The organism is Mesorhizobium sp. (genome assembly GCF_041661565.1).
Taxonomy (GTDB): domain Bacteria; phylum Pseudomonadota; class Alphaproteobacteria; order Rhizobiales; family Rhizobiaceae; genus Mesorhizobium.
On record NZ_JBAZUD010000003.1, the window covers coordinates 1 to 26,339 of the forward strand.

A 26,339-nucleotide genomic window follows, 5' to 3' on the forward strand; every position below is an offset into this window, starting at 1 on the left:
GGCTTGAATAGGCGCAGGACAGGTCGGGGTCCAGCCGGATGGCCTCCTCGTAGCGTGCGATAGCCGCCTCTTCCGTGTCCTTGCGCCACATAATCGAGAGCCGCTGCCCGTCCAGCCAGCAATCATAAGCCGAGTGATGGTTTGGCGACACCTGCGAGATGCGGTGAAGCCGGGCACTGGACAAGGCGATCTGCAAACGTGCGGAAAACCGCGTGCACACCTCGTTGAAGGCGGATCGCCAGGAGGACGGATCGGAGGGGACTGTCAGGACGAAGGCCTCACCACCGCGCAGGAAGTCATAGCAGGTGATTTCGAAGACGGCAGGTGCTTGTGAATCGATGAGACGGATCAGGACGCCGATGTCGACTTGGTCGCCCGCCGCCCGCCGCACCTCTCCGAACGAGACGCGGCTGACCGGCAGTTCCGTCGATACGGCCGTCCAATGCCTGAAGCGGGAAATCGAAGCCAGGAGCTCGGTCGCCAGAGCAAACTGCAAATGTTCGTTCTCGGCCTCGTGCCTGGCGATGATGATGGCAATCGCCGGCTTTCCGGGAACGAGGCTAGCGTGTTCTCGTCGCGGCGGGTCCAGAGGGGCAGGTCGTTCTTCTCCCGCCTGTCCTGGCTTGAGGGTTTCCACCAGATGAAGGATCTCGGCGGGTGGCCGCAAGTCCATGTCGGCCTTGAGATCGGCCGCGTAGCGTTCGAAAAAGCTCAGCGCGCGCGAATAGCCGCTTTCCTGGCAGACGCGCCGGATCGTCTCCATAACGGCGTCATCGAAGAACGGATCGAGTTGCAGAATGCAGCCGGCAATGGATTTGCGCTGCCTGGGGTCAGTCTCGGCCGCGAGCCAGGCGGCGAGCCGCGTCACCAGGCGGTCGGTCATCATGGTCGACTGCATTCTCAGCCAATTGTCGAAAACGGGATCGCAGCCGTCCAGGCCGGCGCAAAGCCCATCCCTGGCCTTGGCCAGCAATTGCAGGGCGCGGTCATAGTCGCGCTTGCCGAGGGCGCGCTCCAGTTCGTCGATGTCGGAGCGGACCGCGCTGGTGTCGATCCCCAGCGCCAGCTTGTCGACCGCGAGATAGCTAAGCTCGATCTCGTCCTCGAGGCGCCGCAAATCCTTTATGCATTGGCGCAGCGAGCCACGAGCGTGCTCTTCGTCCTGTTCGCTCCACAGCAATGCCGCAAGCCGCCCGCGTGTCTCACGCGATCGGCCGCTCAACAGCAAATAGGCGAGAATCGCGCAGGCCTTTCGCTTGCCCAGCGCCAAGGCCACCCCGTCCTTGCGAAGCTCGAAGCCGCCAATTAGCCTAACCGCCAGGCCGTCCGTGGTAATGGTCAACTCCGCTGGCTGTCGTGCCTCCGGCCGGTTTGTGCCGACCCGCTTTCCTGACGTAATCAATAGCAGAAGCCAAAGCGTGGAAAGGGTCAAGATGCTGTTGCGCGGGTTGCATTGGGCACATCTTGCGTCGCGCCTGGACCATGGCCATGCCACCGCGACAATCCGGGACGCAACCGGCGATGGCGGCCATTCTCGTGACGGCGGCTCGCGCGACCTCGACAGCATAGCCGCGGCCTTTGCCGCCGCGCCGGGCGACGGCCAGCGCCTGTTACGCTTCGCAACGGGACTGGACCTCGCTGTCGAGGTGTTCGACGTCCCGGGCGGCTTCCTGGCAATGTCCAACATCGCTCCGTTCGAGCGCGGTCAAGAGCGGGTCACTGCGAGTGGGAAAGGCTTCGATGCCGCCCGCTCGGTGCTGGCTTGCCTGGGAGAGGCAGCGGAGATCTCGAGCTGGGCCTGCCGTACGGTCGATTTGGGGAATTCCGTCGGGACCGCATCGCTGGGCGACGGAACAAGGATCGATGCGGCCAATGTCCTGGGTTTTTCTTCGTACCAGATCGGAAATCGGCATCGGCTCAACCGAGCCTGGGACGGGTGGGACGTCATACCGGCGCCGGCCCAATTGGTCGATCCCGGGCTTTGGCGATCCGTGGAGACCTTTCATGGCGACCGAAACGCGTTTTGCCCGGCATTCCTTTGCCTCGGCCGCTTCGGCGACATGGCGTTCGGCGATGCCAGCCTGAATGTGGATTCCAACGGCTGCGCGGCCGGACCGACGCGGGAGGACGCACGGAAGCGCGCCCTGCTCGAACTCGTCGAAAGGGACGCCACCGGAATCTGGTGGCACCGGGGCTGTGTGCGGACAAGGCTGGATATAGCGGGACTGGGCGATCCTGCCTTGCCTGACCACATCGGCCGGCATCGGGAGGAGACGGGCCGCAGGCTCTGGCTGCTGGACATTTCCTCGTTCCGGGCAGCAAGGGTGGTTGCCGCGGTCAGCTGCGAGGACAGCGGCGAGGGCATGGCGGTCGGCTTCGGGGCCGGTTTCAGCATGGTGAAGGCCGCGCGATCCGCCTTCCTGGAACTGATCCAATCCGAAACTGCCCTGCAGGCTCATGAGGAGAGGAAAAAACGAGCGAAGCCTGGACCGGCGGGCGCGCAGGATTGCCGGATCGAACGCTGGAAGCGTTTTGGTGACGTGCGCAATTTCCGTTTCGCGACAGGCCAGCCCTCCGACCGCCAGTCAGACGCCCGCGAATGCCAATTCGAAGATCTGCTTGGCGAAATCGAGACGGGCTGCGGCCAGCCGGTCTGGTTCGCCGATTTGTCGCGACCCGACATCGATGTTCCCGTGGCGAAAGCCATTTGCGAGGGGCTGTCCCATTTCAAGGTGCGCCTGGGCTGCGCCCGAAACGCCTCATCTTCCCTGGCAAGCGTGGCCAGCCGCGCATTGCGCGGCCTCTCAGAGGCGAGAAAGCTGTTGATCTGATAGGCGCACGGCGCGCCTGCTTCCGATCCGGCGACCACCTCAGCCGAAGCGTCAAGCGATCATCACGCGACCGGCCCGTCCGCTATTGGAGCAACCGGGACTGAGCTACTCCTGCGGGCGCTTCTGCGCGATCAGGTCGAGGCGCTCGCGGTCTGCGCTCTCGCGCTCGTCGCGGGTGCGAACCTCCCTGTAGGCCCGTTCGACCATGTTGGCGCGCGCCGTCGCGGCGGCGATGAGGCCGACCTCCTGCCGTGCGCTTTCGAGGTTGATGTCCTGGCGCAAGACGGCCTGTGAAATGCGCCGGTGGTAGAGATCGGGAAACAGGCCGGACAGCGAATCGGCCCGATCGAAGTGTCCGACGAGATCCCGGGCCTCCGCCTCGGCAGTGCTGGCCGCGGCAAGGAAACCGGCATGGCGGGTCTCGTGCAGAGCCTTCATCTGCTCCTGGACTTGGACCAGCTTCTTGAGGCGTTCCTTGCGCGTGCTCATGTCACCTCGCCAGTGTCAGGTCGACAAAGCCGTCGACGAACTGCGACAGCATGGTGCCGACGGCGAAATAGAAGATGATCATGCCGCCGGCGATGATGAAGGGCTGGGAGATGAAATAGATCGGGATCTGCGGGGTCAGCTTGTTGACGAAGCCGATCGTCAAATTGACCAGGATGGCGTAGGCGACGAACGGACTGCCAAGGCGGATCACCAGGAAGAACGTGTCCGACACCGTGTCGGTGACATCGACCAGGGCGGCCTGCGGGTTGAAGAAGACGTCGACCGGCGCGACCTTGTAGGAGGCTACCAGGGCACGCACGATCTGATGGTCGAAATCGAAGACAAAGAGCATCAGCAGCGCCGAGAACGAGATGATGGCGGCAAGGGCTGCCTGCGGTTCCGGCTCCTCGATCGCCGGTCCGCCGCTGCCGCCGAAGCCGATCAGCATGGCGATCGCCGAGCCCATGAAGCGCAGGGCCTCCATGTAGAGCCTGGTCATGGCGCCGATCAGGCCTCCGACCAGCAGTTCCGACACGATCATTGGCACCAGGATGCTTGGACGCGGGTCGACGAAGGGAAAGATGCTGTCCCAGAGGAAGGCCAGCAGCCCGCCGGTGGCGGCGATGGCGACGAACAGCCTGACCTGGGCCGGCACGCGGGCGCTGGAGAGGCCGGGCATCAGCATGAAGCAGGCGCCGATGCGGCAGAAGGCGAGGAACGCCGCGATGACGACGCCTTGCGAGAGGACGCTCACGAGATGGTCCCGAGCACCTTGATCTCGACGCCCTTGGCGATTTCGACATGGGAGAGCACCGGCAGGGTGGTGAACAGCCGCTCGATGATCATGCGTACATAGGGGCGGGCATCCGGAGCCGTGACCAGCACGAAACGCTCGCCGGCTTCGAGATGTTTCTTGATCGCCTTGGTCGCGTCCTGGCCGAACTCCTCGAGCTGGCGCGGATCGATGTCGAACTCGCGAACCTCGCCCTTGGCGTCGCGTTTAAGGCTCTGGTGGAAGGCGAGATCCCAGCGATTGCCGAGGCGAAGGACTTTCAGCACGCCGCCCTCCGACAGGTCGCCGCAAATCTGCTGAGCCATGCGGATGCGGACATGCTCGACGATCTGCTCGGTACGGCGCACATGCGGCGCGATCTCGGCGATCGCCTCGATGATCAGATGCAGGTTGCGGATCGATACCCGCTCGGCGAGCAGCAGCTTCAGCACCGCCTGCAGCCCCGGATAGGAAATGTGCGTGGTGCAGATCTCGTCGGCCAGCTTGCGGTATTCCTGGTCCTGCCGCTCGAGAAGCGCCTTCATGTCCTTGTACGACAGGAGTTGCGGCAGGTTGTTGCGGATGACTTCGGACAGGTGGGTGAGCAGCACCGACATGTTGTCGGCGAAGGTATAGTTCTCGCGCTTGAGGTCCTCAGCGAAGGTTTCGAGAACCGAGTAGGCGCGCATGCCGAAGGCCGGTTCGCGGATCTCCTCGCCGGGGATCTCGGGCAGGTCGCGATTGCCGAGCAGCACCATGATCTCGCCGACACGCATCTGATATTCCGCCACGACGGTGCCGTGCACCTTGATCTGGTAGCTCTTCGGCGGAATGGCGAAATCGTCGGCGACACGCACCTCCGGCACGACGAAGCCATATTGGGCGGCGAATTTCTTGCGCATCTTGCCCATGCGGAAGACCAGTTCCTGATGCGACACCAGGAGCCGGGTCGAGAGCTGCTTGCCGATCAGCAGTTCGATCTCGGCCGTGGCCAGCGACGCCTTGACCGAGTTCTTCTCCTCTTCGACCTTGGTCGCCTTTTCCTGGTCCTTGAGTGCCTCGGCCTCGGCGACGGCGCGATCGTGGCGCATCGGGATGACATAGCCGAGACCGGCCATGCCGGCCGCCAGGGCAAAGAACGGGAAGAACGGCAGGCCAGGCATCAGGCCGAGCAGGACCAGCAGCGAGGCCGCGACATAAAGCGCGCGCGGATGGGCGCCGAGCTGGCCGAAGACCGCCTGGTTGGTCGAGCCGCGGGTGCCGCCCTTGGAGACCAGCAGGCCGGCCGCGAGCGAGACGATCAGCGCCGGAATCTGGGTGACGAGGCCGTCGCCGACAGACAGCTTGATGAACACGTCGGCGGCTTCGCCCATGCCCATGCCATGCCTGATATAGCCGATGGCGATGCCGCCGACGATGTTGATGGCGGTGATGATCAGGCCGGCGATGGCGTCGCCGCGGACGAATTTAGAGGCGCCGTCCATCGAACCGAAGAAGGAGGATTCCTCTTCCAGTTCACGGCGGCGCAGCTGCGCGGTCTTGTCGTCGATCATGCCCGCGGACAGGTCGGCGTCGATCGACATCTGCTTGCCGGGGATGGCGTCGAGGGTGAAGCGCGCGCCGACCTCGGCGATGCGGGTGGCGCCCTTGGTGATGACGATGAAGTTCACCACGATCAGGATCATGAAGACGATCAGGCCGATGACGAAGTCGCTGGCCATGACCAGCTTGGAGAAGCCGGCGATGACGTAGCCTGCGGCGTGTGTGCCCTCATTTCCATGCGACAGGATCATGCGCGTGGTGGCGATGTTGAGCGACAGCCGCAGCATGGTGGCGATGAGCAGCACGGTCGGGAAGGAGGAGAAATCGAGCGGCCGCTGGATCCACAGCGCCACCATCAGGATCAGTACCGAAAGCGCGATCGAGAAGGCGAGGCCGACATCGATCAGGAAGGCCGGGATCGGCAGGAACAGGACGGCCAGGATGATGACGATGCCGATGGCGAAGAAGACGTCGCGGCCGTTCTTGGCCGCCGACCCCGCCGCTATGCTTTCACTGACCGCCATGCCGTCCCCAAATCACTGGCCTGCCCGCGCGGCAGCCTTGTCAGCCTAGGCAGTCAAGCTTGCGCGAGGGTGGGAGCCCGGCCGCCAGGAGCCGGCCTTGTCCCGCCGATATCGGCATTGGGTGTCATGCCAGGCGGCCGGGCTACGGTGGTTTATTGTGCGGGTATGCGAGACGTCGGCGGGCGTCAGAAGCCGTTCTGGATGCGCTCGAAAATGACGTTGGTGAACGCCGATATCTGGCTTCCGATGAACGGGCCGGTCAGCGCCACCACCAGCATGATGGCGACGATCTTCGGCACGAAGGTCAAGGTGATTTCCTGCACCTGGGTCAGCGCCTGGACGAGGGCGATGCCGATGCCGACGACCATGGCGACGAGCACCACCGGGGCCGATGCGGTCAGCACCGTCCACACCGCGTACTGGACGATGTCGAGCGCGTCGGCCTCATTCATCGGATCTGTCCTGCCGCACGCCTCAGCTTGCGGCCTTCACCGAGACGCCCGGGCCGACGGGGACCTCGGTACCGTTCCCCAGCACCGCGATGAGACCGCTGCTGGCAAGCCGAACCGAAGCAACCGTGCCCGTGGTCTTGCCGTCGGCGGAGGTTATCGAGCGCCCGATCAGCGCGTCGGCCTGCGACAGCGCCGAGGACTGCATGATCTGGTCGAGCTTGGTGTTGGTCTGCACCGACTGCTCGACCTGCGAGAAGGTGGCGAGCTGGGCGACGTATTGCGTCGAATCCATCGGCTTGGTCGGGTCCTGGTTCTTCATCTCGGCGATCAGAAGTTTCAGGAAAGACTGGTAGTCGACCGCCGTCTTCGAGGTCGATGCAGTCGGCTGGTTAGCGCCGGCCGGCACTGTCGTCGTCATGTCAACGTTCATCGTCGTCATTCTCCCACGGCTAGCGAGCGCGCGGGCGCCGCGACATCGTCATTTCCGCCCAGCGCGCGGTGTTCCAGCGGATAGAGCGAACGAATTGCCTTGAGCGCCTCGTAGATGCGGTCCTCGCCGACCATGCGGTCGACCTGCTTGAGCGCAGCGCAGATCCGGGCATCCTCGAAACTTGCCAAGAGCAGCGGCAGCGAGCGCCGGAACAGGTCGCGCGCCTCGACGGCCCCGGCCGGGTTCATCAATATGACCTGCAGGATGAAATATACCTGCTTGAGCGGCGTCGAGGCCTCGTCGACCTGGAGGACATGGCTTTCGAGCAGGAACTGCACATCGTTCATCAGCTCAACGGTGACCTTCCGGTCGACGCGGATAACGGCGCCGTTAATGTAGATCTTTTCGTTCGGCTTCAGCGATATCTTCAGCGTGTTCATTGGATGCCGTCCCGGATGATCTGGGAGACCTCGATCAGCCCTTCGAAATTGCTGGTACGACCCTGGCGGATGTCTTCCGCCTCGCGCAGCAGCCACAGGCCGATGGAGATGAGGTTGGCGCGCAATTCCCTGGGCAGCGCATTGTCGCTCGAGCCGAGATCCTCGACGAAGGTGGTCCAGACGCGGTTGGTGAAATGCAGGGCCTCGATCGCTTCCATCGAATCGTGGCCGGCAACGGCTGCCGCCGAAAGCATGTCGATCGAGCGGGTGAGGAGTTGCCGCTCCCGGTCCTTGGCGTCGGCAACGGAATTGCTCTGAATGTCGGCGTAGGAGAATTGGTACATGGTGGGCTCTACCGTTCGGTTAAGCGTTGTCAGGTCAGGTAGTTCAACAGGCTGAGCTGCTGCAGGCGCGCGGTCAGCGCGAAGGACGTCTCGATGTGCTGTGTCAGGTCGGCGACGCGGGTCGCGGCCTCGGCGGGGTCCACCCCTTCCAGGTCGAGGATGTGGCGTTCGAACAGGTCGACCTGCGTCTTCATCCGGTCGGTGGCATCGGAGACGCGTTTCTGGACGACGCCGGCCTGCGACTGGAGCTCGCCGATGCCGCTCAGCGATTCGCCGACCAATGTTGTCGACCGGCTGATGACGGTGTCTTTCGCCGCTTGGCTGATGTTGCTGGACATCAGGATGGAGACCATGGCCGCAGCCATGGCGAGCTTGCGCACGCCCTCGCTGTTGGCGCTGGTCGAGGTCGGGGCGGTTTCGTTGAGCGCTATGCGGCTGACGATCTGCTGGTCCGTCGCGTTCGACCAGGTTCCCTGCCAGCCCGCGCCGGTGAATTGAGGGGCGACATCGTTGGTGATGAAATCGTCCATCTGGGCGGCCGTGATGCCTGATGCCGCGGGGTCGTCCTGGTCGAAGCCGAACTTCGCCGCGAACGCGGCATCGAACGCCGCCCTGGCCGGAGACCCGGCGGCGAAGTCGTTGATCGGCCTGACGTCGGTGTTGGTGCCGGCAAACAGGTATTCGCCGTTGACGCTGGTGTTGAGGATCGACGTCAGCTGCTGGATCGTCGAATCGCCGGTGGACCCGACGAGGCTGTTGGAGGAACCGCCCGATGTCGCCGTGGTCAGGCTGGACAGGAAGCCCTGCGCGGCGGTCGAAAGCTGGCCGAGCGATGTCTGCGTCGAGGACAGCCGCGCGCCGACCAGGCCATTGGAGTCGATGATGACGTTCAGCCGGTCGAGATCGCGCGAAAACGTGACTGCCTGGGCGGTGCGGCCGCCGAGGGCGAGGCCCGTATCGGCCACCTTGCCGGTCGAGGCTTCCTTCCGGGCTTTGACGAGATCGGCCTGCATGCGCATCTGCTGATAGCGCATCGTATTCGAGATGGCGGCCGAGGAGACTGAAGTCATGGCTAACCCACCGCGTTGAGCAAGGCCGTCATCATGTCGTCGACGGTCTTCATCATCCTGGCCGATGCCTGATAGGTGTGTTCGAGATCGAGCAGCAGCGACATCTCCTGGTCGACATTGACGCCGGTCGCATTGGAGAGCGCCTCGGCGCTGCGCGATGCCAGCGCTTCCTTGGCGTCGGACGCGGTGGATGCCTGCTGGCGCACCCCTTCGAACCAGCCGATCGCATTGGCGGCGTAGTCGGACACACTGGACGTCGCTGCGAGCCCGGCGGCAGGGTCAAAGGCGATCGGCTTGTCGAGCCGGTCGCCATAGGCGACGAGAAGGCTTGAATAGGATGCACCGCCGCCGCTGTTGACGATATAGGCCGTGCCGTTGGCGCCGCCGTCGCGCAGCAGCGCAGCATTGCCGCCGACGCTCGGGTCCATCGCCGCGTTGACCCGGATGGAAGAGGCCAGGCCGTCCACCAGCGTGCCTGCGGCCGGCACGGCCGGGGCGCCCGACCATGTGAACAGGCCGGCCGCATCGGGCATCGATGGCGCCGTCTCGGCAAAGGCGGTGATCAGGCCGCGCGTGGTCTCGTCGAGCTGGCTCTGCATGGTCGAAGCCACGCCATCGCGCAATTGCAGCAGGCCGGCAAGCTTGCCGCTGGCGCTGGCGTTGCCACCGGTTCCGGCCGAGATCGGCACGTTGTCGATGTAGACGGCGTTGCCGGCCGCACCGGCGGCGTAACCGGAGGACGGCGTGAAACCGACGGTGCGTGGGACCGTCTCGAACAGCGTGACGCCGTCGCCGGTGGTGACCACCATGTCATTGTCGCCGCGCGTGAAGGTCGACACCGGGACGTAGTCCGCGATCTTCTTCAACAGCGCGTCGCGCTGGTCGAGCGCGTCGGACACGTCCGTGCCGGACCGCGTTCCCGACTGAACCGCCGCATTGGCATCCCGGAACTGGCTGAGGAGCGCGTTCAAGTCGTCCACCGCGGTGGCGATCTGGCCGTCGGTCTGGGTGCGGAAATCCTGGACCGCGCTCGAGCCCTGACTGAGAGCGCTGACCACCTGCCTGGCCGCGTCGATCGCCGCGGCGCCGAGCGTCTGGTTGGACGGCGAGGTTGCGTAGAGCTGCAGCGCCTGCTGGAGATTGCCGATCGCGGTCGAGGGCGAGGACGCATTGTCGACGCCGTTGACCGCAACGCCGAGCTGGTCAATGCCGTTGTAGAGAGTGCTCTGGCCGCTCCAGGCCGACAAGGCGCCGAGGTTCTGGCGAAACAGCAGGTCGTTGGTGGCGCGCTTTATGTCGACCGAGCGCGCCCCTGGAGCCGTGCTGGTGACGACGGCCTGGCGGCGCGAATAGTCCGGGTTGGAAGCGTCGGAGACGTTGCGCGAGATAACGCTGGTCTGCCGCGCCGTATTCATTAGCGCCGACTGAGCTATGCTCAATGCAGTGGACAGCGACATGCGGGTCTTTCGCGGGCGGAGCCCGTTTTATCTCTTCAGGTTGACAAGGACATCCATCAGGTCGGACCCCGTCTGGAACACCTTGGAATTGGCGGTGTAGCTGCGTTGCGCGGCAATCATGTTGGTGAGTTCCTCGGCGATGTCGACGTTGGAATTCTCGAGCGCGCCGGAGATCACCGAGCCGAGCTTGCCCTCGTTGGCGAAGCCGACGCGAACCGCACCGGAATCGGCGCTTTGCGCATAGACGTTGCCGGCGAGCGCGGTGAGCTGGTCGGGGCTCTGCACATCGGCCAGCGGTATCTTGTACAGGGACTTGGTCGAGCCGTCCTTGTACTGGGCGTAGACAGTGCCGTCCTTGCTGATCTGGACCTTGTCGATGGTGCCTGGGGCGTTGCCGTTGACCTGCGCGTCGGCGACGGTGAAACCGGTGCCCAGCTGGGTCAGCTTGGAAAGATCGAGCGAGAAGGCGCTGCCATTGGGGACGGTCAGCGACACGGAGTCGACCGCGCCGGTCAGCTTGCCGGTGGTGGCGTCGAAGGTCAGGTTGGCCGACCCCAGCGCGCCGCCCGTGTAGGGGAACGAGGTTCCCGCCGTCGCCTTCGACTGATCGAAGACCGAAACCTGCCAGGTGCCGGCACCGGTGTTGGTGAAATAGACGTCGAGCAGGGCCTTGTTGCCCAGATTGTCATAGGCGACCATCGACGACTTGGACGTGTATTGCGAGCCCAGCGCATTGTCGGTCGGCAGGTTGCCGGCGGCGACCGGCGTGGCGGCCGCGGGCAGGTTGCCGGTGAACGTGCCTTGCGTGCTCGGCGACGCCGTCATTTCCTGATCGGAGATGACGACCGGGACCAGCCCTTCGAAACCGTTGACCGTGGCGGACGGCACGCCATTGTCATAGCTGTAGGCCATGAGCTGGAAGCCGGCGGCATTGACCAGCCGGCCCTGGCCGTCGGGAACGAAGGCGCCGGCGCGCGTCAGGAACGTAGTGCCGCTGGGGTCCTGGACGACGAAGAACCCGTCGCCGTTGACGGCGAGGTCGGACACCGACGTCGTGTATTGCAGCACCCCTTGGCCGCTGACCTGCGGACGGACCGTCGTGGTGACGCCGCCGGAATTATAGAGGCCCTCCGTGTTCGACATCAGCAACGTCGAGAATTCAGCGGTGGACCGCTTGTAGCCGGTGGTGTCCGAATTGGCGATGTTGTCGGCGACGGTCGACAGGCGGTTGGCCTGCGCGTTCATGCCCGAGACACCGGTACGCATCATTCCGTAAAGGCTCATCGACGTGTCTCCCAGAGGACCCTGCCCGTGGGTTGGAGCCTATGCGATCTGTCTTGCGCGAAGCTGGTGCGAGGTCGCATCAGGAGATGAGCCGGTAGCCGAGGAAACGTTTGGAATCGATCGGATCGGAGCCCAGCTTTTCACGCAGCTTCTTGCGCAGCTTGCTGATGTGACTCTCGACGACATTCTCTTCGACCTCGTCATCGAAGATGCCATAGATGGCGTTGAAGACCTGGGTCTTGGTGACGCGGCGTCCACGATTGCTCGCCAGATATTCGAGGATGCGGCGCTCGCGGCGCGGCAGGGGGAGCGGCTGGCCGTCGATCTCGGGGTCGCGGCCATCCATGAAGATGCGCATGGCGCCGATCTGCGTGTAGGAGACGTCCTCATGGGCGCGGCGGCGGATCGCGGCGATGCGGGCCAGGATCTCGCGGATGTGGACAGGCTTGCGGATGACATCGTCGACGCCGCTTTCGAACAACCGCAGGGTGTTCTCGAGCGAATGCTGCTCGCTCAGCGCAATGACGGGGACGCCGGTGCGGTCGCGGATCTGCCGCGGCGAGATCGAGCCCTCGCGGCAGTCGCCGATAAGGAAGGCCCTGACCGAGCGCAGGTCGGTGTCTGCCGCGGAATTCACCCACTCCCCGAACTCACCCGAGGCGAAGCCCGCGCAGGCGACACCCTCGCGGTCGAAAAGTGAGTTGTATCCCTCGGTTACAAGCTCACGCTCGTCAACGATCACGATCATAGGCCCGCCCCCCCGAATCACCATCAATAACCCCGTGACGAGGGGTAGCGGCCGGCGGGAATCCTGAACAACCTTGATTTCTTGTAACTACTTTCTTGGGAGTCCGGCCCGTGTTCCGTTATCGCGGCTCCCACGGCGGCGAGCGGGTGGGAGCTGGTCCAAGTCGGGCCGATAGGGCGAGGTCGGCACGCTCCGATGGCGCGGCAGATACACTCACTGGTTGCAAAAACGGCGTGCGTTCGCGGTCCATTTGCCGAAGCCGGTCGCGACCATGTTGGCGATGACGCGGCAGACATAGATCTTCTGCGCCGGATCGTTGTCGGGGCCCGCGTGATAGCGGGCGACGGCCATCGACCAGGTCTCGTGGCGGGCATGAAGACTGGCCAGGAAGCGCGCCGCGTAATCGACATTGCGTCGCGGGTCGAGCATCTCCTCGACGCTGCCGAAATGCGATGCGTGGTAACGATGGTTGATCTGCATGCAGCCGAGATCGATCAGCGTCTTGCCTTGGCGCCGGGCGTCGTCGAAGGCGGCGAGAGCCTCGGACCGGCTCTTTGGGAAAATCGCTTTTCCTTCAATATTCAAGGCGTTGGGCTGGAGGCTACCCTTCTTGCCGGTCTCGGTCAGGCCGACGGCGTAGAGTATGCCGGCAGGAACGCCATAACGATCGGCGGCACGCAGGATCTCCGGCTCGCATGGGTTGGTCGCCGCGGCTGCGGCGTTGGCGGCGCTAGATAAACATACCGTTGCCAGCGCGCTCGCGAGAAGGCGGCGTGCCGCGGCCGTTTGCTTCGTCATGGGGGTTTCCTGCGGAGTGCCGGCCTGGTTGCTGGCCGCCCGCGCCACCGTTGCCGCCCCCGGGATTGCCGGGTGTAAAGGACGAGTGGTCGCGCGATGTCGGAGTGGGCAATGCGGCAGTTGCGTCTGGACGGGCCGCAGTCGGGACCGCAATCGATGGTTGCATGACCGTAACCTTGTCGATCTCGAATCCGAGGCCGCGCAACGTTTTCACGATCGACTCGCTGTCGACGGACAACCGGCGATAGGCATCGCCCGTTTCGGGCTTCAGCTCGATCGAAAGCTGTTCACCGACAAGGCGAAGGCTGGCAGTCACCATGCCGAGCTCGGCTGGATGAAGCTCGATCTTGAGGATATGTGTCGAAACGGCAACGGATCCGGCCGGTGCAGAGGCCGAGGAGGTGGCCGCAAACGCCGGATGCTTGCCGTTTTCGGCGGCCACGGCGTCGATCACGCTCAGCGCCGCCTGGCTGATCGAGCTTTGCGGCGGGGCGGGAAAGCTTTGTTCCGAGATGATGTCGAGCCTGCCCGGCTGCGGTGCCTGCCCCGTCGGCTCCGACCGCGTCGGCGGCTGGGAGTCCTCGACGCCGCGCCGCAATGGCGTGGGGTGCATCGGACGCGTGCCGGGCAGGTCGGCGGTCTGAGCGTGCGGCAAGGGCGCTGCACGAAGAGCACTGTCCCGTTTCAGAGCGGCGGACGCGTCGCTGCCAGGGGTCTCGACCTCGCCCAGCTGTGCTTCGGCGAGGGCGGCCGGGTCCGGCTTCGGCCCGGCTTCAGCGCGTTCGCGGGCGACCGCGGGCTTTGGCCGGTGTGCGATCGGCAGCCCGGCCGGCTCGTAGGGCGCCGGACCCGCATCGCCGGCGGACGCATCCCGCGAGGCGTTGGCCGTTGCGGAGAAGCGGCGCAGGTCCTGCAAGGCGATCAACAGCGGCATCCGGTCCTGCAGTGGCATGTCCCGTTGGTCCGCGGCGGGCTCCTCGGCGTGATCCTTGCGCGGCTTCGCCGCCCTGTCGTCGGCACCGGTTTGCACGGCCGGCCTCCCGGTCGGGCCTGTTTCCCGCCCGTTGGCGGATTCTTGCCTGGTGCGGACGCCTTGCCCAGAGAAGGCCGTGGCGGGCTTGCCCAGATGCCGGTCGCGCGATCCCGGCTCTCCGGCAGCCTCGGGCCGGGCCGCGCCGAGCAGGTCGCTGAAACCGTCATCGTCGCGCTGTCCCTGCGCCGCCACCGGTCTGTGTGACGTCCGGGTCGGGCCAAGGTCCGGAGCTGCTGGGCCGAGGCTGCGAGTCATCTGGGGGCGGCTCCAAGCATCTGGTCGATCAGGTCGAGTTGTCGGCGCGTCCTCGCCATGGCGGCGTCGGTCTCGTCGGCGGGTTCGGCGGCGGCCACCGGCGCGGTTGTCGCCGTCGATGGCGGCCGACCACCCGCAGCCGGAATGGCCGCCTGCATGGCCACGGCCTGTGCTTCCGGGGCGGCGGCGGGTTGCTCCGCGATCGCACCTTCGACCGGCGGCAGGCCGCTGGCGTCGGCCGCGGCATCGCCGGTGGAGACGGAGGCCGGCGTGACAGCGACCGGGGTCACTGCCGGGGCGGCGACGGCCGGTGGTGCGACGACTTCCCCGGCGATGGCCTGGGCGGCATCGAGCAGGGCGCGGTCGCGATCCGACAGGCTGCCGCGATCGATCCGGCCCAGCGTGGCGCGCACGTCCGCCATGCTGGCCGAGGTGAGGGTCGAGAGGCTGGAGTAGAGGAGGGCGCGTGGGTCGCCGTCCCCGGCGGTTCCGTCGCGCCCCTTTTCGGCCCGCGCCGAAGCAAAGGCCGAAAGGTCGTTGAGACCGTCGATCGCGGCACGGCGGGCGATGCGCAGATAGATCACCTTTTCGCGCTCCCGATCCATCATCGCGGTGATATCGGCTACTTTGTCCTGGCTGATCGACATGTGCAGCGCGATGACGCCGGAGACGAAGGAGTCGGCGAACTGGCTGGCATAGGGCGAATAAAGGTAGCGCTCGACATATTGGGTGGAGGCCAGAGCGAAGCGAGCCGCGTCGCGCTGCGCGACGGCGATGGCGACTGAACGGCGCAGCGCGGCCTCCTCGACCAGCGTGCCGGGGCTGAGCAGCCGTGCCTCGTCGAGCAGGACAAGCGCCTGTGCCGGCTGCCCTACGGCAAGCAGCGACCCCTTGACCAGCGCCAGGAACGCGCCGAGATCGGCGGGAAGCGCCATCGGATCGATAGGCTTGAGCGCCTCGATTGCCGCGCCGGGCCGGCCGTTGAGGTAGTCGATCACCGCCCTGGCGAGCGCAAGGTCATGAGGGTCGGCCATGGCGCGCGACACGGCTGCCTCGACCGTGACCGGATTGCCGCCGCTCATGCCGTAGACCAGAAGGGCGCGAAAGTTCCTGGGATCCTTGAAATCCATGCCATCCGCCGCCCGCAGGCGGGCATCGGTCATTTCCAGCAGCCTTGCCTGCATCGGCATCGCGGCGTGATCGCCGGTCGCTATGCGGTCCTGGATCAGCTGCAGCGAGCGCACCAGCTGGTAGGGTTGCAAGGCATCCTCGGCATGCCCAGCAGACGGTTGCCCGACGGCCAGCAGCAAAAGGCCGGCGAGCCGGCAGGTCACGGCCCGTCTCATCCGCCGGTCGCCATCAGGATCTCGATGCGTCGGTTGGAAGCCGCCATCGGATTGGCCGGATCCTTCGGCTGGCGGTCGGCGAAGCCGGCGACCTCGGTGATGCGGCGTTCGTCGACGCCGCCGCGCACAAGCATGTAATAGGCGGAATGCGCGCGTGCCGTCGACAGGCGCCAATTGTCGTAGCCGCCGCCCCGGAACGGCCGCGCGTCGGTATGGCCATTGATGCTGATCGTGCCTTTCTGGGCGTTGACGATGCGGCCGATCTTCTCCATCGCCAGCACCAGTTCCCGGCTCGGCAGCGCCGAGCCGATTTCGAACATGCCGAAATCGAGGCGGTCGGTGATCGAAATGACGACACCCTTGTCGGTGGCTTCGACGGAGACGCCGTCATGCAGCTTGTCGCCCGGCTTGAAGGCATCCGCCAGCTGCCGCTTGATATTCGCCGCCGCCTCGAGCGCGGCGGCGGTCGGGGCCATCTTGCCGGTGTCGGCCTTGGTGGCCGCCGGCCCGTCGGCGCGGGCCGACTGTGCCGCCTTCGGCTGGGCCGGCTCGGGGGCGCTGGTCTTGGCCGGTTCGGCGACGGCCGGCTTGTTCTCCTTTGCCGGCGGCTGTGCCGGTGCGACGGCGGGCGCGGGCGGTACGGCCTTGACCTTCGGCACCTGCGCCTGCGCCGCCTTGTCGCCGGGCTTGAGCGGGTCGCCCTCGATCCTGGGGCGCTGGGCGGTCGCCTCGGCGCCCGGCGTCGCCACTTGCTGTGACCAGAAATCCGGCTCGAACGGGTCGCGGTAAGACGCGCCGCCCGAAGCGCCGCTCGCCGGGCCGGCCGCCTGCGCGCCGCCGTCGCCCTTCTGGCTGACATTCTGCATGACGCCGGTGTCGGCGGCGATTTCAGATAGAACCGCATAAGGGTCGGCGAACAGGTCGCCATCGGAACGGTTCGGCTGCCGCGCCGCTTCCTTGTCCTCCTGCTTGCGATCCGCGGCGCCGGCGCCTCCGTCCTGGCCGGACTTGGCCGCCGGCTGCCGCGGCGTGTCGGCCGTCAGTCCGACGGAGCGCGGCCCGTCGCCCAGGTCTTCCAGCCCCTTTCGGCTCGAATTTCGGTCGACGAGCTTGACCGGATTGAAATAGCTGGCGACGGCCGCCTTGGTCTGCTCGTTGGCGGCGTTGATCAGCCACATCACCAGGAAGAAGCACATCATGGCGGTCATGAAGTCCGCGAAGGCGATCTTCCACACGCCGCCATGATGGGCTTCGTCATCATCGTTGTGGACGCGCCTGACGATGATGATCTCGCGCCCGTGGCCGTGCGCGGCGTCGACGACGCTCATGCCAGCACCTCGGACAGGGTCGTCACCCATTCGGCCATGCGCGTTTCGAACACGGCTTCGTCGACGACGACGGTGAGGTCGAAGCCTGGCGTCTCGACGAAGTCCAGATTGGGAGCGCGCGGCCCGAGCGATGCCTTGAGCGATTCGAACAGCGACAGCGGGCCGCGCACGGCGATCCGCACCGCCTCGGCATCGCCAACCGCCTCGTGGATGGCCACCGCGAGCGCCTCGATCGACCGCTTCTGCAAATCGCTGCTGACCATGCCGCCAATAATGCGGGCGACGGAGGCGCAGACAAGCCCGGTGACGCGCGCTTCCATCGCATCGATGCGCAGCTGGACGGCCTTGCCGACATCGTCGCCGAGGCTGTCGAGGAACACCCTGGCTTCTTCGGCATTGGCCTGGCGTTCAGCCTCGAGCGCCGCCGCGTGTTCGCTTGTCAGGCGCGCCTCGAGTGCAGCTTGCGCCTCGGCGACGGCTTCGGCGATCAGCATGCCGATATCGGCTTGCGGCTTGGACATCTCCGGCTCCTGCCGGTCGTCGAAGGGCGCGCGCGGCGGGACGGCACGCTGCGTGCGCGCGCCGAAATCGGGCAGAAGGTCGAAAAGGGCTGCGGAGGGCATCGACTACACCGCGGTTTCGTGGGCGGCCCATTTGCGCAGGATCTGCGCGGTGCGCTCCTCGTTGAGGTCGACCATCCGGGCAAGCCTGTCCTGCGGCGCGGGACGGATTTTCTGGCGCAGCTCGTCGAGTGGCGTCGGGCTCGGCCGCGCACCGGGCAAGGCGCCGGCGGCTGGACCGTCTGCGGCCGCGCTTGCTTCCGGGTTCGGCAGAGAGCGCTGCACTTCTTCGAAGCTCGGCGCCGGGAGGGCCGGCCTTGCCTTCGCGTTCAACGCGGCGGCCATCGGCCGCAGGCCGAAGAAGGCGACCATGAACACCACGACGATGAAGGCGCCGGCGTTGATCAGCGTGCCGGCGTGCTGGCCGATCGAGTCGAGCATGCCGGCCTGCGGGATCTGCTCGCCATCAAGCCCGTCGATGAACTCGACCGCCGAGACGTCGATGACATCGCCGCGCTTGTCGTCGAAGCCGGTGGCGGAGACCACCATCTTCTGGATGTCGGCGACGCGCTTGGCGATCTGCTCGGCGGTGGCATCCTTGCCGAGGATGGCCATCAGCCGCTGCTGGTTTACGACGACGGCAATCGACATCTTCGTGACGGTATAGCCGTTGGACACGGTCGCGATCTTCTTGGAGTTGATCTCGTAGTTGGTGATCTCTTCCTTGCGGTCGTTCTGCGTGGAGGATTGCGGCCCCTCGGGGCTGGTGGTCGCAGGGGCCTCGGGCAGGTTCTGCTCGACGCTGGTCGGGGTCGAGGCCTGCTTCTGGTTGTTGTTCTCGTTGGCGCGCACCGACTGCACCGAGCGCTCGACGCGGGAATTGGGATCGAAGATGGTCTCTTCGGTCTGTCGGGTATCGGTGTTGACGTCGGCCCTGACGCTGGCGCGGAAATTGTCGGGACCGAGATAGGGCGCCAGCGCACGGCGGATGTTGTCGCTGATCTGCGCCTCGACGGTCTGCCCGATGCCGAGCGTTCGAGCCGCGCTGGTGTTGGAAGGATCGTCGCCGGAGGCGAGCAGATTGCCGTTCGAATCGAGCACGGTGACCTTGTCGGCGGACAGGCCGGGGACGGCGGCGGCGACCAGATGGCGGATCGACATGGCGCTCTTCTCGGTGTCGATGCCGGCGTAGCGGATGACGACGGATGCCGAAGGCTGCTGCTCGTCGCGGCGGAAATTGGCGCGTTCGGACATGACGATGTGGACGCGCGCCGCCTTGATGCCCGATATCGACTGGATCGTCCGGGCGATCTCGCCCTCCAGCGCCCGCACCCGGGTGATCTGCTGCATGAAGGATGTCAGGCCGAGCGAGCCGACATTGTCGAACAGTTCGTAACCGGCGTTGGCGCTGGTCGGCAGGCCCTTTTCGGCAAGCAGCATCCGGGCCTGCGCCGTGGTGCCGGCGGGCACAAGCACCGAGGTTCCGTCGGCGCCGACATCGAAGCCGATGCCGGCCTCGCCGAGCACCAGGCCGATCTGGTTCACGTCGGAGCGGTCGAGACCGACATACAGCGTCTCGTAGGCGGGGCGGTTGAGATAGACCGAGGCGACGACGATGACGGTCGTCACGAGCACGGCGATGCCGGCCAGCATGGCCAGCCGCTTCATGCCGAAACCACGGAGATTCGAGATGATGCTCTGGATCTGTTCCGGCACGATTCGACGACTCCAGCATGACTGTCGGTTCGAACAGTACCCGCCGAAGCTTGTGCGAAAATGAAATCGGGCCGCGCTTGCGGCGCGGCCCGTCGGGGGAATTGCGAAGGCTTCTTGAGCGCGCGAAAGCCCGTTCGCGCTGGCTTGCCGCTAGTTCTTGAACAGCGACAGCAGGCTCTGCGACGAGCTGTTGGCGATCGACAGCGCCTGGATACCGAGCTGCTGCTGGACCTGCAGCGCCTGCAGCCTTGTCGATTCCCTGTTCATGTCCGCATCGACGAGCTGGCCGACGCCGCGGTCGATCGAATCCATGAGGCTTGAGGTGAAGGTCTTCTGGAGGTCGATCGTGCTCTTGGCCGAACCGAGGATGGTCGCGGAATCGGTCAGCTTGGCCATCACGGTGTCGATCTTGGAGATCATCTGGGTGATGATGTCGTCGGTGACGCCGGCCGCGGTGATGTCGAGATTGTAGGCGGATATGTTGTCGACCTTGGCAGGGGTGCCGGTGACGGCGGCATGGCCGGCGGTGTTGGCGGCGATGTCGGTAGCGCCGCCGGCGATCGCGGCCGCATAGGCGGTGTCGTACTGGGTCTGCGCGGCACCGGTGCTGTAGACCGAAGTCTTGCGGTCGAGGATGCCCTGGTTCTTCACCTCGGCGGCAAGGCCGTAGTCGAACAGCTTGGTGCCCTCGACATCGATGTCGATCGTGCCGATGGAGACGGCGCCGGATGCGGAGCGGTTGAACGAGGACACGATCTTGGCGTCGGCCTGGACGCCATCATTGGCGGCGGCGACCTGCTTGGACGTGACCGCCAGGTAATTCGAGCCGGAGAAGGTCGCCGTATCGGCAAAGGATTTCATCTGCGCCTGGAGCGCGGAGATTTCGGTCTGGTTCTTCTGCTTGTTCGCATCCGTCTGGCCGACGGCCGAGAGCAGCTTGGCCTTGATCTGGCCGATCGTCGACAGAACATTGTTGACGCCCGTATAGGCGGTGTCGACCTTGGAGGCACCCAGTCCCAGCGCATCCTGGACCGTCGACATGGCCTGGTTGTCGGAACGCATGGTGGTGGCAATCGACCAGTAGGCAGCGTTGTCCGACGCTTGAGACACCCGATAGCCCGTGGAGATGCGGGCCTGGGTTTGTTCAAGCGACTTGCTGGTGGCGCTGAGGCTTTGAAGCGCCGTCATCGCCGAGGCGTTGGTCATGATGCTCGCCAAGAAACTTGCTCCTTCTCAAAACCGGCATGGCCAGATGGCCAAGCTATTCGTTAACCATGACTAACCGAACATGGTTAACGGCTTGTTAAAATGGTCTTGAGCGTTAACGAAGCAGCGTTGCGCCAGGCTTGCGCAAAAAAGCAAAGCGGGCCGCGCCATGTGGCGCGGCCCGCTTCCATAGAGGCGGAGTCTGCGGAGGGATCAGCCGCGGAACAGCGACAGGATCGACTGCGAGGAGCCGTTGGCGATCGACATCGCCTGGATGCCAAGCTGCTGCTGCACCTGCAGCGCCTGCAGACGGGTCGATTCCTTGTTCATGTCGGCGTCGACGAGCTGGCCGACACCGCGATCGATGGAGTCCATCAGATTCGAGGTGAAGGTCTTCTGCAGGTCGATGCTGCTCTTGGCCGCGCCGAGCGTGGTGGCGGCAGTGGTCATGTCCTTGAGCGCGGCGTCAACCACGTTCATCTGCTGGGCGATCTGCGCATCGCTGGCGCCCTTGACCGTCAACGTGGCGACCGAATAGGTGTCGCCGGCGGCCGGAGCCGCGCCCATTGTCGGGTTTTGCGCCGTGCCGGTGATGGCGCCCGTGGTGCCGAGGCGGGCCGCGTCGAGGAGGCCCTTGGTCGTCGGCGCCGCACCGGAATCATAGAGCTTGATGCCTTCGACTTTCACATCGATGGTCGAGATCGACGCCTTGCCGGCGGCGTCGCGGTTGAAGGCCGAGACGATCTTCACGTCGGCCGCTGTGCCCGAGGCGGTGGAGACGGAGAGCATGTTGGTGCCCGAGAAGGTGGCGCCGTCGGCGTAGGACTTCAATTGCGCCTGCAGCGCGGTGATTTCGGTCTGGGTCTTTTCCTTGTCGGCGTCGGTCTGGCCATAGGCCGAGACCAGCTTCTGCTTGATCGTGTTGATGGTCGTGATGGCATTGCTCATGCCGGTATAGGCGGTGTCGACCTTCGATGCGCCGAGGCCGAGCGAATCCGAGACGGTGGACATTGCCTGGTTGTCGGAACGCATGGTGGTGGCGATCGACCAGTAGGCGGCGTTGTCGGACGCCTGCGAAACGCGGTAGCCGGTCGAAATGCGGGCCTGGGTGTCCTGGAGGGATTTGTTGGTGGCGTTAAGGCTCTGCAGAGCCGTCAACGCGGCGGTGTTCGTCATGATGCTGGACATGATACGCGTACCTTGATCGTAAAGGTGTTTTTGGCATACCGGCTTTTCCGGTATGACGGTGCGGCATCATGCCCATGATCGTCGTCCGATCACCCGCCATCTCCAGGCGACTATAAGGGGCAAGTTCCTACCAAAGACCTAAGGGCGGCGGCCGCGGCGGCGAATTTCGCGAGGTCAAGCAAGCGCCAGGCGACAGATGCCTCCGGCGTGCCGGCGCAGATCAGTTGAACGAGCGCACCAAGCTGCCGACGAGCAGGTTCCAGCCGTCGATCAGGACGAAGAACATGATCTTGAACGGCAGCGACACCACGGTCGGCGGCAGCATCATCATGCCCATCGCCATGGTGATGGTGGCGACCATCAGGTCGATGACCAGGAACGGCAACACGATCAGGAAGCCGATTTCGAAACCGCGCCGGATCTCCGAGATCATGAAAGCGGGGACCAGGACGCGCAGGTCGACCGTGTCGCGCGCTACGACCTGGCCGCGCTCGCGCGCGAGGTCGGCGAACAGGTCGAAGTCCTTGTCGCGGACGTTGCGCAGCATGAAGGTGCGGAACGGGTCGGAAATCTTCTCGAAGGCTTCGGTCTGGGTGATCTGGTTGTCCATCAGCGGCTTGACGCCAGTGTTCCAGGCCTGATCGAACGTCGGCGCCATGACGTAGAACGTCATGAAGAGCGACAGCGAGATCAGGATGAGGTTGGCCGGCGTCGACTGCAGGCCGATGCCGGCGCGCAGGATAGAGAAGGCGATGACGAAACGGGTGAAGCTCGTCACCATGATCAGCAGGCCGGGCGCCACCGACAGGACGGTCAGCAGTCCGAACATCTGGATGATGTAGCCGACGGTGGTGCCGTCGGCCTTGCCGATGCCGCCGAGGTCCAGCTGCTGGGCGGCGGCCACGGTGGTGGCCGCGACAATGAGGGCGATGGCGACGAGGAGTTTTTTCATTCGACGAGCAATGTCCGGATCAGGACCTGTTTGGCGTGGCCGCCACTGCGGATCGCAGCACGCTCCTCGAGGTCGGCCTTGAGGTGCTGGTAGCCGCTGGCGCCTTCGATCTGGTGCATCTTCAAGGTGCGCAGCATTGCCAGCAGGTCCTGCTGAATGTCGTCCGACATGGATTGCGATTGCGGAGCGTCGTAGACGATCGACGCCTCCAGCCTGATCCAGGTATCGGCGGGAGACGCCAGGTTGGTGGTGATCGGCGCCAGGGCAACGACCGTCGGACCGCTGCCCGGTGTCAGGGCAGGGGCCAGCTTCTCGGCGCCGCCCGCGTTTTCCGGCGCCGCTGGCACGGTCGCCGGTCCTCCGGCACTCTTGAGATAGCCGCCGGACAGCCACCCCATGCCGATGGCGACGGCGGTCACCAGCAGCAGCATGCCGGCCTGGATGGCAAGGGGCGGACCCTTGCGCGGCTGGTTCTGCTCCACACTTGCCACGGCGCCGTTCCCCGACCTAGAACGGAAGCACCTGGTCCAGGATCTGCTGCCCGTAGGCAGGCTGCTGGACCTCGGTGATGCGGCCGCGCCCGCCATAGGAGATGCGCGCCTCGGCAATGCGTTCATAGGGGATCGTGTTTTCGGCGCCGATATCCGCCGGCCGCACGATGCCGGCGATGGTCAGGACCCGCAGCTCGGCGTTGACGCGCACTTCCTGCGACCCCCTGATCATCAGGTTGCCGTTGGGCAGCACATCGGTGACGATGGCGGCGACATTCAGGTCGAGGGTTTCCGATCTCTTGATCTCGCCGTCGGCGGTCGTGTCGGTAGCCGAATTCAGCGCGCCGGCTCCCTTGCCGGCGGTGCTGCCGATCTTGTCCCATTGCGCGCTGATATCGAAGCCGAGCTTGCGGTTGGCGGTGCGGCTCCTGTCGTTCTGGTTCTTGAAATTGGCCCGGTCGTTGATCTTGATGTTGACGGTGAGGATGTCGCCTTGCGACAGCGCCCGCGGGTCGGTGAACAGCCGGCTCTGGCGATCGTTCCAGAGCGAGAATTTCCGCAACGGCGCGGCCGGCGGTTCGGGATAGGGGGAAAGCGACCCGGTGGTGCCGGCGCTTACGCCGGAACCGACCGGCGACAGCGCCGGTTCCTTGCCGACCTCGCGCAGGTCCGTGCCGCAGCCGCTCAGCAGGGCGACCGCGCACAGGACGAGTGTTCTTCGGATCATGACGGATCTACCCTTCGGGCCGCGCTGGCCATGATGCCGGTGAGCGTCGCCGCCGCCTTCTGGTCCATTTCGTTGAGAATGACGCCGGCCTTGCGTGAATCGAGCTTGATCAGGATGGCCGCCGCCAGATCGGCGTTGACGATCGCGAGCCGCTCGGCCGCAGCGTCGGGCTTCATCCCGGCATAGATCTGCACAACGCTGTCCTCGGCCCGCGCCAGGAACACCTCGCGCCGCTTCAGCCACGTCTCGTATTCGGCTTTCTTCGCGTCCAGCGCCTTCATGCGCTCGTCGATGCCGGCCTGGAGCTGCCTCAGTTCCTGCGCCTGCAAGGCGTAGCGCCGGTCGCGGGCGGCGTCGGCAATGTTGGAGCAGAAGCGCTGGATTTCGCTCTCGTCCGGCGCCTTCGCCGGTGTCGCCTCCAGGACCGGCGCTCCCGGCAGGACCTGGCGCGGCTTCTCCTCGCCATGCGCCGTCCCGCCGGCAAAGGGCGTCACGACCACAAGCGGGCCGGCCAGAAGCAGTCCGGCAAGCAGCAGGCCGGCGAGGCGGCGTCGGTCACGGGGTGGGAAGCAGCGGGTCATCGTCATCGCTATTGGAGCACCAGGTCGGCCTGCAGGGCGCCGGCCGACTTGATGCCCTGCAGGATGGCGATGATGCCATCCGGCTTGACGCCGAGACGGTTGAGGCCGGAGACCAGTGTCTGGAGGTCGGGTCCGTCGAGCACGGCGACGCGCGCATCGGGCCGGTTGGCGTCGATCGCCGTGAACGGCTCCACCGCCGTTTCGCCCTTGGAGAAGGGCTCGGGCTGGATGACGCGCGGCGCTTCGGTGATGCGCACCGTCAGCGTGCCGTGGCTGATGGCGACCCGCGAGATCTTGACGTTGTTGCCGATCACGATGGTCCCGGTGCGCTCGTCGATGACGACCCGGGCCGGCGTGTCGGATTCGACCACGAGGTTCTCGATCTCGGCATAGAAGCGGGCGGCGGAAACGCCCTTCGGCCTCCTGATCTGCACGGTACGGGAATCGCGTTCGGCCGCCAGCCGCATGCCGAAGCGTTGGCTGACATAGGCGTTGATGGCATCCGCGATGCGGATGGCGGTGGAGAAATCGGGGTTTCGCAATTGCAGCGTGAGTGTCGCCTGGTCGTCGAACTCGGCCTGGACCGCGCGCTCGACGATCGCACCGTTCGGCACTCGGCCTGCGGTCGGCACGCCTTGCGTCAGCTGCTCGGCCTGGCCCTGGGCGGTGAAGCCGGAAACGATGACCGCGCCCTGGCCGACGGCATAGATCTCGCCGTCCGGCGCCTTGAGCGGGGTCATGATCAGCGTGCCGCCGGCGAGCGATGTCGCATCGCCCATCGACGAGACGTCGATGTCGATGCGGGCGCCCGACTGGACATAGGGCGGCATGTTGGCGGTGACGATGACGGCGGCGACGTTCTTGGCACGCGCGCTGCCGCCTTCCGTGGCGATGCCGAGATTTTCGAGCATGGCGCGTATGGACTGTTCGGTGAACGGCGAATTGCGCAGGCTGTCGCCCGATCCGGCAAGGCCGATCACCAGGCCGTAGCCGACCAACTGGTTGTCGCGCGAGCTCTGCAACTGCGCGATGTCCTTGATGCGCGCCGCGACCTGGCCGGGCGGCAGCGAACTGGGGCCGGTGGAGACCCTGAACATGCGGGTGGTGGTCGCCGGATCATATTCGGGATCTTCGTAGGCGCCGCCGTTCTTGGCGGCCAGCTCGCGCTTGGCCTTCGCCGTCAAGCCGTCCGCCAGGGCCGGCTGGAGGCCAAGCAGCGTTGCTAGCAGAAGGGCAAGGCCGCGCGTCATGACGTGCCGATCCGGATGGTTCCATCGGCCATCACGGTGCCGGACAGGATCTTGCCGCTGTCGACATTGCGGACCTTGACGAGATCGCCGGCCGCACCCGGTTGCAGGGTGACCGCGGTGGCCGAGATCGTCAGGCCGCCGGCGATAAAGAAGACTTGCACGGCGGCGCCCTGCTCGACCAGCCAGGCCTCGCGGATGGCGGTCGAGGGAATGTAACGGCCGGGCAGGAGCGTGCGCTTCGCGACCTTGCCCTGAAGCTCTTCGGCGCGCGTCGCCACCGCATCGGGCTTGTGCCTGCCCGCCATCAGGGTCACCTGTTTTAGGGCGGCAATCTCGATGGTCTCGCCGGGGTAGATGACGCGGCTGGGGATTAGCACGACCTCGCCGGCCGCCTGATTGCCGGCAAGCTGCGTCGCCGATTGATTGGCCTGGTCCTGGGCAAAAGCCGGCATGCCGCCGCCCAGCAGCGCCAAGACAAGCGCGGCGCAGCGGAACGCGGAGCGGGAGGCCGGCATCGCCATCATC

The 26,339-nt window shown here is 65.6% G+C and carries 27 protein-coding genes; 1 reads left to right on the plus strand and 26 read right to left on the minus strand.

Features of this window, described 5'->3' with window-relative positions; genetic code table 11:
- On the minus strand, nucleotides 1–1,342 hold a 1,342-nt coding region (locus tag WC739_RS00980), incomplete at its 3' end, for a hypothetical protein (protein WP_372951133.1).
- Between the two features lie 76 nt (nucleotides 1,343–1,418).
- On the opposite strand from WC739_RS00980, the gene WC739_RS00985 reads away from it, so the two are divergent.
- Entirely contained in the window at nucleotides 1,419–2,831 is a 1,413-nt protein-coding gene (locus WC739_RS00985) for a YcaO-like family protein (protein WP_372951134.1), read from the plus strand.
- Nucleotides 2,832–2,936: 105 nt separating this feature from the next.
- On the opposite strand, the gene WC739_RS00990 is transcribed toward WC739_RS00985, so the two are convergent.
- From WC739_RS00990 to flgA, 25 genes are all read right to left on the minus strand, one after another.
- Nucleotides 2,937–3,320 (minus strand): hypothetical protein, encoded by a 384-nt coding sequence (locus WC739_RS00990; protein ID WP_372951135.1) that lies wholly within the window; start codon nucleotides 3,318–3,320, stop codon nucleotides 2,937–2,939.
- Between the two features lies 1 nt (nucleotide 3,321).
- Nucleotides 3,322–4,074 (minus strand): flagellar biosynthetic protein FliR, encoded by a 753-nt coding sequence (fliR, locus tag WC739_RS00995; protein WP_372951136.1) that lies wholly within the window; start codon nucleotides 4,072–4,074, stop codon nucleotides 3,322–3,324.
- The gene (gene flhA, locus WC739_RS01000) at nucleotides 4,071–6,158 is read right to left on the minus strand and encodes a flagellar biosynthesis protein FlhA (protein ID WP_372951137.1); all 2,088 of its coding nucleotides are present in this window, start codon (nucleotides 6,156–6,158) and stop codon (nucleotides 4,071–4,073) included. Before flhA ends, fliR begins: the two co-directional genes overlap by 4 nt.
- Before the next feature lie 185 nt (nucleotides 6,159–6,343).
- Nucleotides 6,344–6,610 (minus strand): flagellar biosynthesis protein FliQ, encoded by a 267-nt coding sequence (gene fliQ / locus WC739_RS01005; RefSeq protein ID WP_352725357.1) that lies wholly within the window; start codon nucleotides 6,608–6,610, stop codon nucleotides 6,344–6,346.
- A 22-nt stretch (nucleotides 6,611–6,632) separates the two neighbouring features.
- On the minus strand, nucleotides 6,633–7,040 hold the full coding sequence (gene flgD, locus WC739_RS01010) for a flagellar hook assembly protein FlgD (protein WP_372951139.1): 408 nt from the start codon (nucleotides 7,038–7,040) through the stop codon (nucleotides 6,633–6,635).
- 5 nt (nucleotides 7,041–7,045) lie between these two features.
- Nucleotides 7,046–7,480 (minus strand): flagellar biosynthesis repressor FlbT, encoded by a 435-nt coding sequence (gene flbT, locus WC739_RS01015; protein WP_372951140.1) that lies wholly within the window; start codon nucleotides 7,478–7,480, stop codon nucleotides 7,046–7,048.
- A complete protein-coding gene (gene flaF / locus WC739_RS01020; protein WP_372951141.1) occupies nucleotides 7,477–7,824 on the minus strand; it encodes a flagellar biosynthesis regulator FlaF in 348 nt (115 codons plus the stop codon). The genes flbT and flaF overlap by 4 nt, the downstream gene beginning before the upstream one ends.
- A 29-nt stretch (nucleotides 7,825–7,853) precedes the next feature.
- Nucleotides 7,854–8,894, minus strand: coding sequence for a flagellar hook-associated family protein (locus tag WC739_RS01025; RefSeq protein ID WP_372951142.1), 1,041 nt, complete (start codon nucleotides 8,892–8,894; stop codon nucleotides 7,854–7,856).
- Between the two features lie 2 nt (nucleotides 8,895–8,896).
- Nucleotides 8,897–10,351: a flagellar hook-associated protein FlgK gene (gene flgK / locus WC739_RS01030; protein WP_372951143.1), complete on the minus strand. Its 1,455-nt coding sequence runs from the start codon at nucleotides 10,349–10,351 to the stop codon at nucleotides 8,897–8,899.
- A 27-nt stretch (nucleotides 10,352–10,378) separates the two neighbouring features.
- Entirely contained in the window at nucleotides 10,379–11,635 is a 1,257-nt protein-coding gene (locus WC739_RS01035; RefSeq protein ID WP_372951144.1) for a flagellar hook protein FlgE, read from the minus strand.
- A 79-nt stretch (nucleotides 11,636–11,714) separates the two neighbouring features.
- Entirely contained in the window at nucleotides 11,715–12,383 is a 669-nt protein-coding gene (locus WC739_RS01040) for a winged helix-turn-helix domain-containing protein (protein WP_372951145.1), read from the minus strand.
- Nucleotides 12,384–12,596: 213 nt separating this feature from the next.
- Nucleotides 12,597–13,181: a transglycosylase SLT domain-containing protein gene (locus tag WC739_RS01045; protein WP_372951211.1), complete on the minus strand. Its 585-nt coding sequence runs from the start codon at nucleotides 13,179–13,181 to the stop codon at nucleotides 12,597–12,599.
- Entirely contained in the window at nucleotides 13,114–14,406 is a 1,293-nt protein-coding gene (locus WC739_RS01050) for a flagellar hook-length control protein FliK (RefSeq protein ID WP_372951146.1), read from the minus strand. The genes WC739_RS01045 and WC739_RS01050 overlap by 68 nt, the downstream gene beginning before the upstream one ends.
- Nucleotides 14,407–14,465: 59 nt before the next feature.
- A complete protein-coding gene (locus WC739_RS01055) occupies nucleotides 14,466–15,815 on the minus strand; it encodes a chemotaxis protein MotC (RefSeq protein ID WP_372951147.1) in 1,350 nt (449 codons plus the stop codon).
- Nucleotides 15,812–17,143 (minus strand): MotB family protein, encoded by a 1,332-nt coding sequence (locus WC739_RS01060; RefSeq protein ID WP_372951148.1) that lies wholly within the window; start codon nucleotides 17,141–17,143, stop codon nucleotides 15,812–15,814. The genes WC739_RS01055 and WC739_RS01060 overlap by 4 nt, the downstream gene beginning before the upstream one ends.
- Nucleotides 17,140–17,766: a hypothetical protein gene (locus WC739_RS01065; RefSeq protein ID WP_372951149.1), complete on the minus strand. Its 627-nt coding sequence runs from the start codon at nucleotides 17,764–17,766 to the stop codon at nucleotides 17,140–17,142. Before WC739_RS01065 ends, WC739_RS01060 begins: the two co-directional genes overlap by 4 nt.
- A 3-nt stretch (nucleotides 17,767–17,769) precedes the next feature.
- Entirely contained in the window at nucleotides 17,770–19,419 is a 1,650-nt protein-coding gene (gene fliF / locus WC739_RS01070; protein WP_372951150.1) for a flagellar basal-body MS-ring/collar protein FliF, read from the minus strand.
- Between the two features lie 150 nt (nucleotides 19,420–19,569).
- Nucleotides 19,570–20,637, minus strand: coding sequence for a flagellin (locus WC739_RS01075; RefSeq protein WP_372951151.1), 1,068 nt, complete (start codon nucleotides 20,635–20,637; stop codon nucleotides 19,570–19,572).
- Nucleotides 20,638–20,838: 201 nt separating this feature from the next.
- Nucleotides 20,839–21,813 carry a flagellin gene (locus WC739_RS01080; protein WP_372951152.1) on the minus strand — a complete coding sequence of 325 codons (975 nt, stop codon included), beginning with the start codon at nucleotides 21,811–21,813 and terminating at the stop codon, nucleotides 20,839–20,841.
- Nucleotides 21,814–22,033: 220 nt separating this feature from the next.
- On the minus strand, nucleotides 22,034–22,765 hold the full coding sequence (gene fliP, locus WC739_RS01085; RefSeq protein ID WP_372951153.1) for a flagellar type III secretion system pore protein FliP: 732 nt from the start codon (nucleotides 22,763–22,765) through the stop codon (nucleotides 22,034–22,036).
- Nucleotides 22,762–23,256 (minus strand): flagellar basal body-associated protein FliL, encoded by a 495-nt coding sequence (gene fliL / locus WC739_RS01090; protein ID WP_372951154.1) that lies wholly within the window; start codon nucleotides 23,254–23,256, stop codon nucleotides 22,762–22,764. The genes fliP and fliL overlap by 4 nt, the downstream gene beginning before the upstream one ends.
- Nucleotides 23,257–23,272: 16 nt before the next feature.
- On the minus strand, nucleotides 23,273–23,983 hold the full coding sequence (flgH, locus tag WC739_RS01095) for a flagellar basal body L-ring protein FlgH (RefSeq protein WP_372951155.1): 711 nt from the start codon (nucleotides 23,981–23,983) through the stop codon (nucleotides 23,273–23,275).
- The gene (locus WC739_RS01100) at nucleotides 23,980–24,570 is read right to left on the minus strand and encodes a MotE family protein (RefSeq protein WP_372951156.1); all 591 of its coding nucleotides are present in this window, start codon (nucleotides 24,568–24,570) and stop codon (nucleotides 23,980–23,982) included. Before WC739_RS01100 ends, flgH begins: the two co-directional genes overlap by 4 nt.
- 2 nt (nucleotides 24,571–24,572) lie before the next feature.
- Nucleotides 24,573–25,814: a flagellar basal body P-ring protein FlgI gene (locus tag WC739_RS01105; RefSeq protein ID WP_372951157.1), complete on the minus strand. Its 1,242-nt coding sequence runs from the start codon at nucleotides 25,812–25,814 to the stop codon at nucleotides 24,573–24,575.
- Nucleotides 25,811–26,335, minus strand: a complete 525-nt coding sequence (flgA, locus tag WC739_RS01110; RefSeq protein WP_372951158.1) for a flagellar basal body P-ring formation chaperone FlgA — start codon at nucleotides 26,333–26,335, stop codon at nucleotides 25,811–25,813. The genes WC739_RS01105 and flgA overlap by 4 nt, the downstream gene beginning before the upstream one ends.
- Nucleotides 26,336–26,339 lie beyond the last annotated feature (4 nt).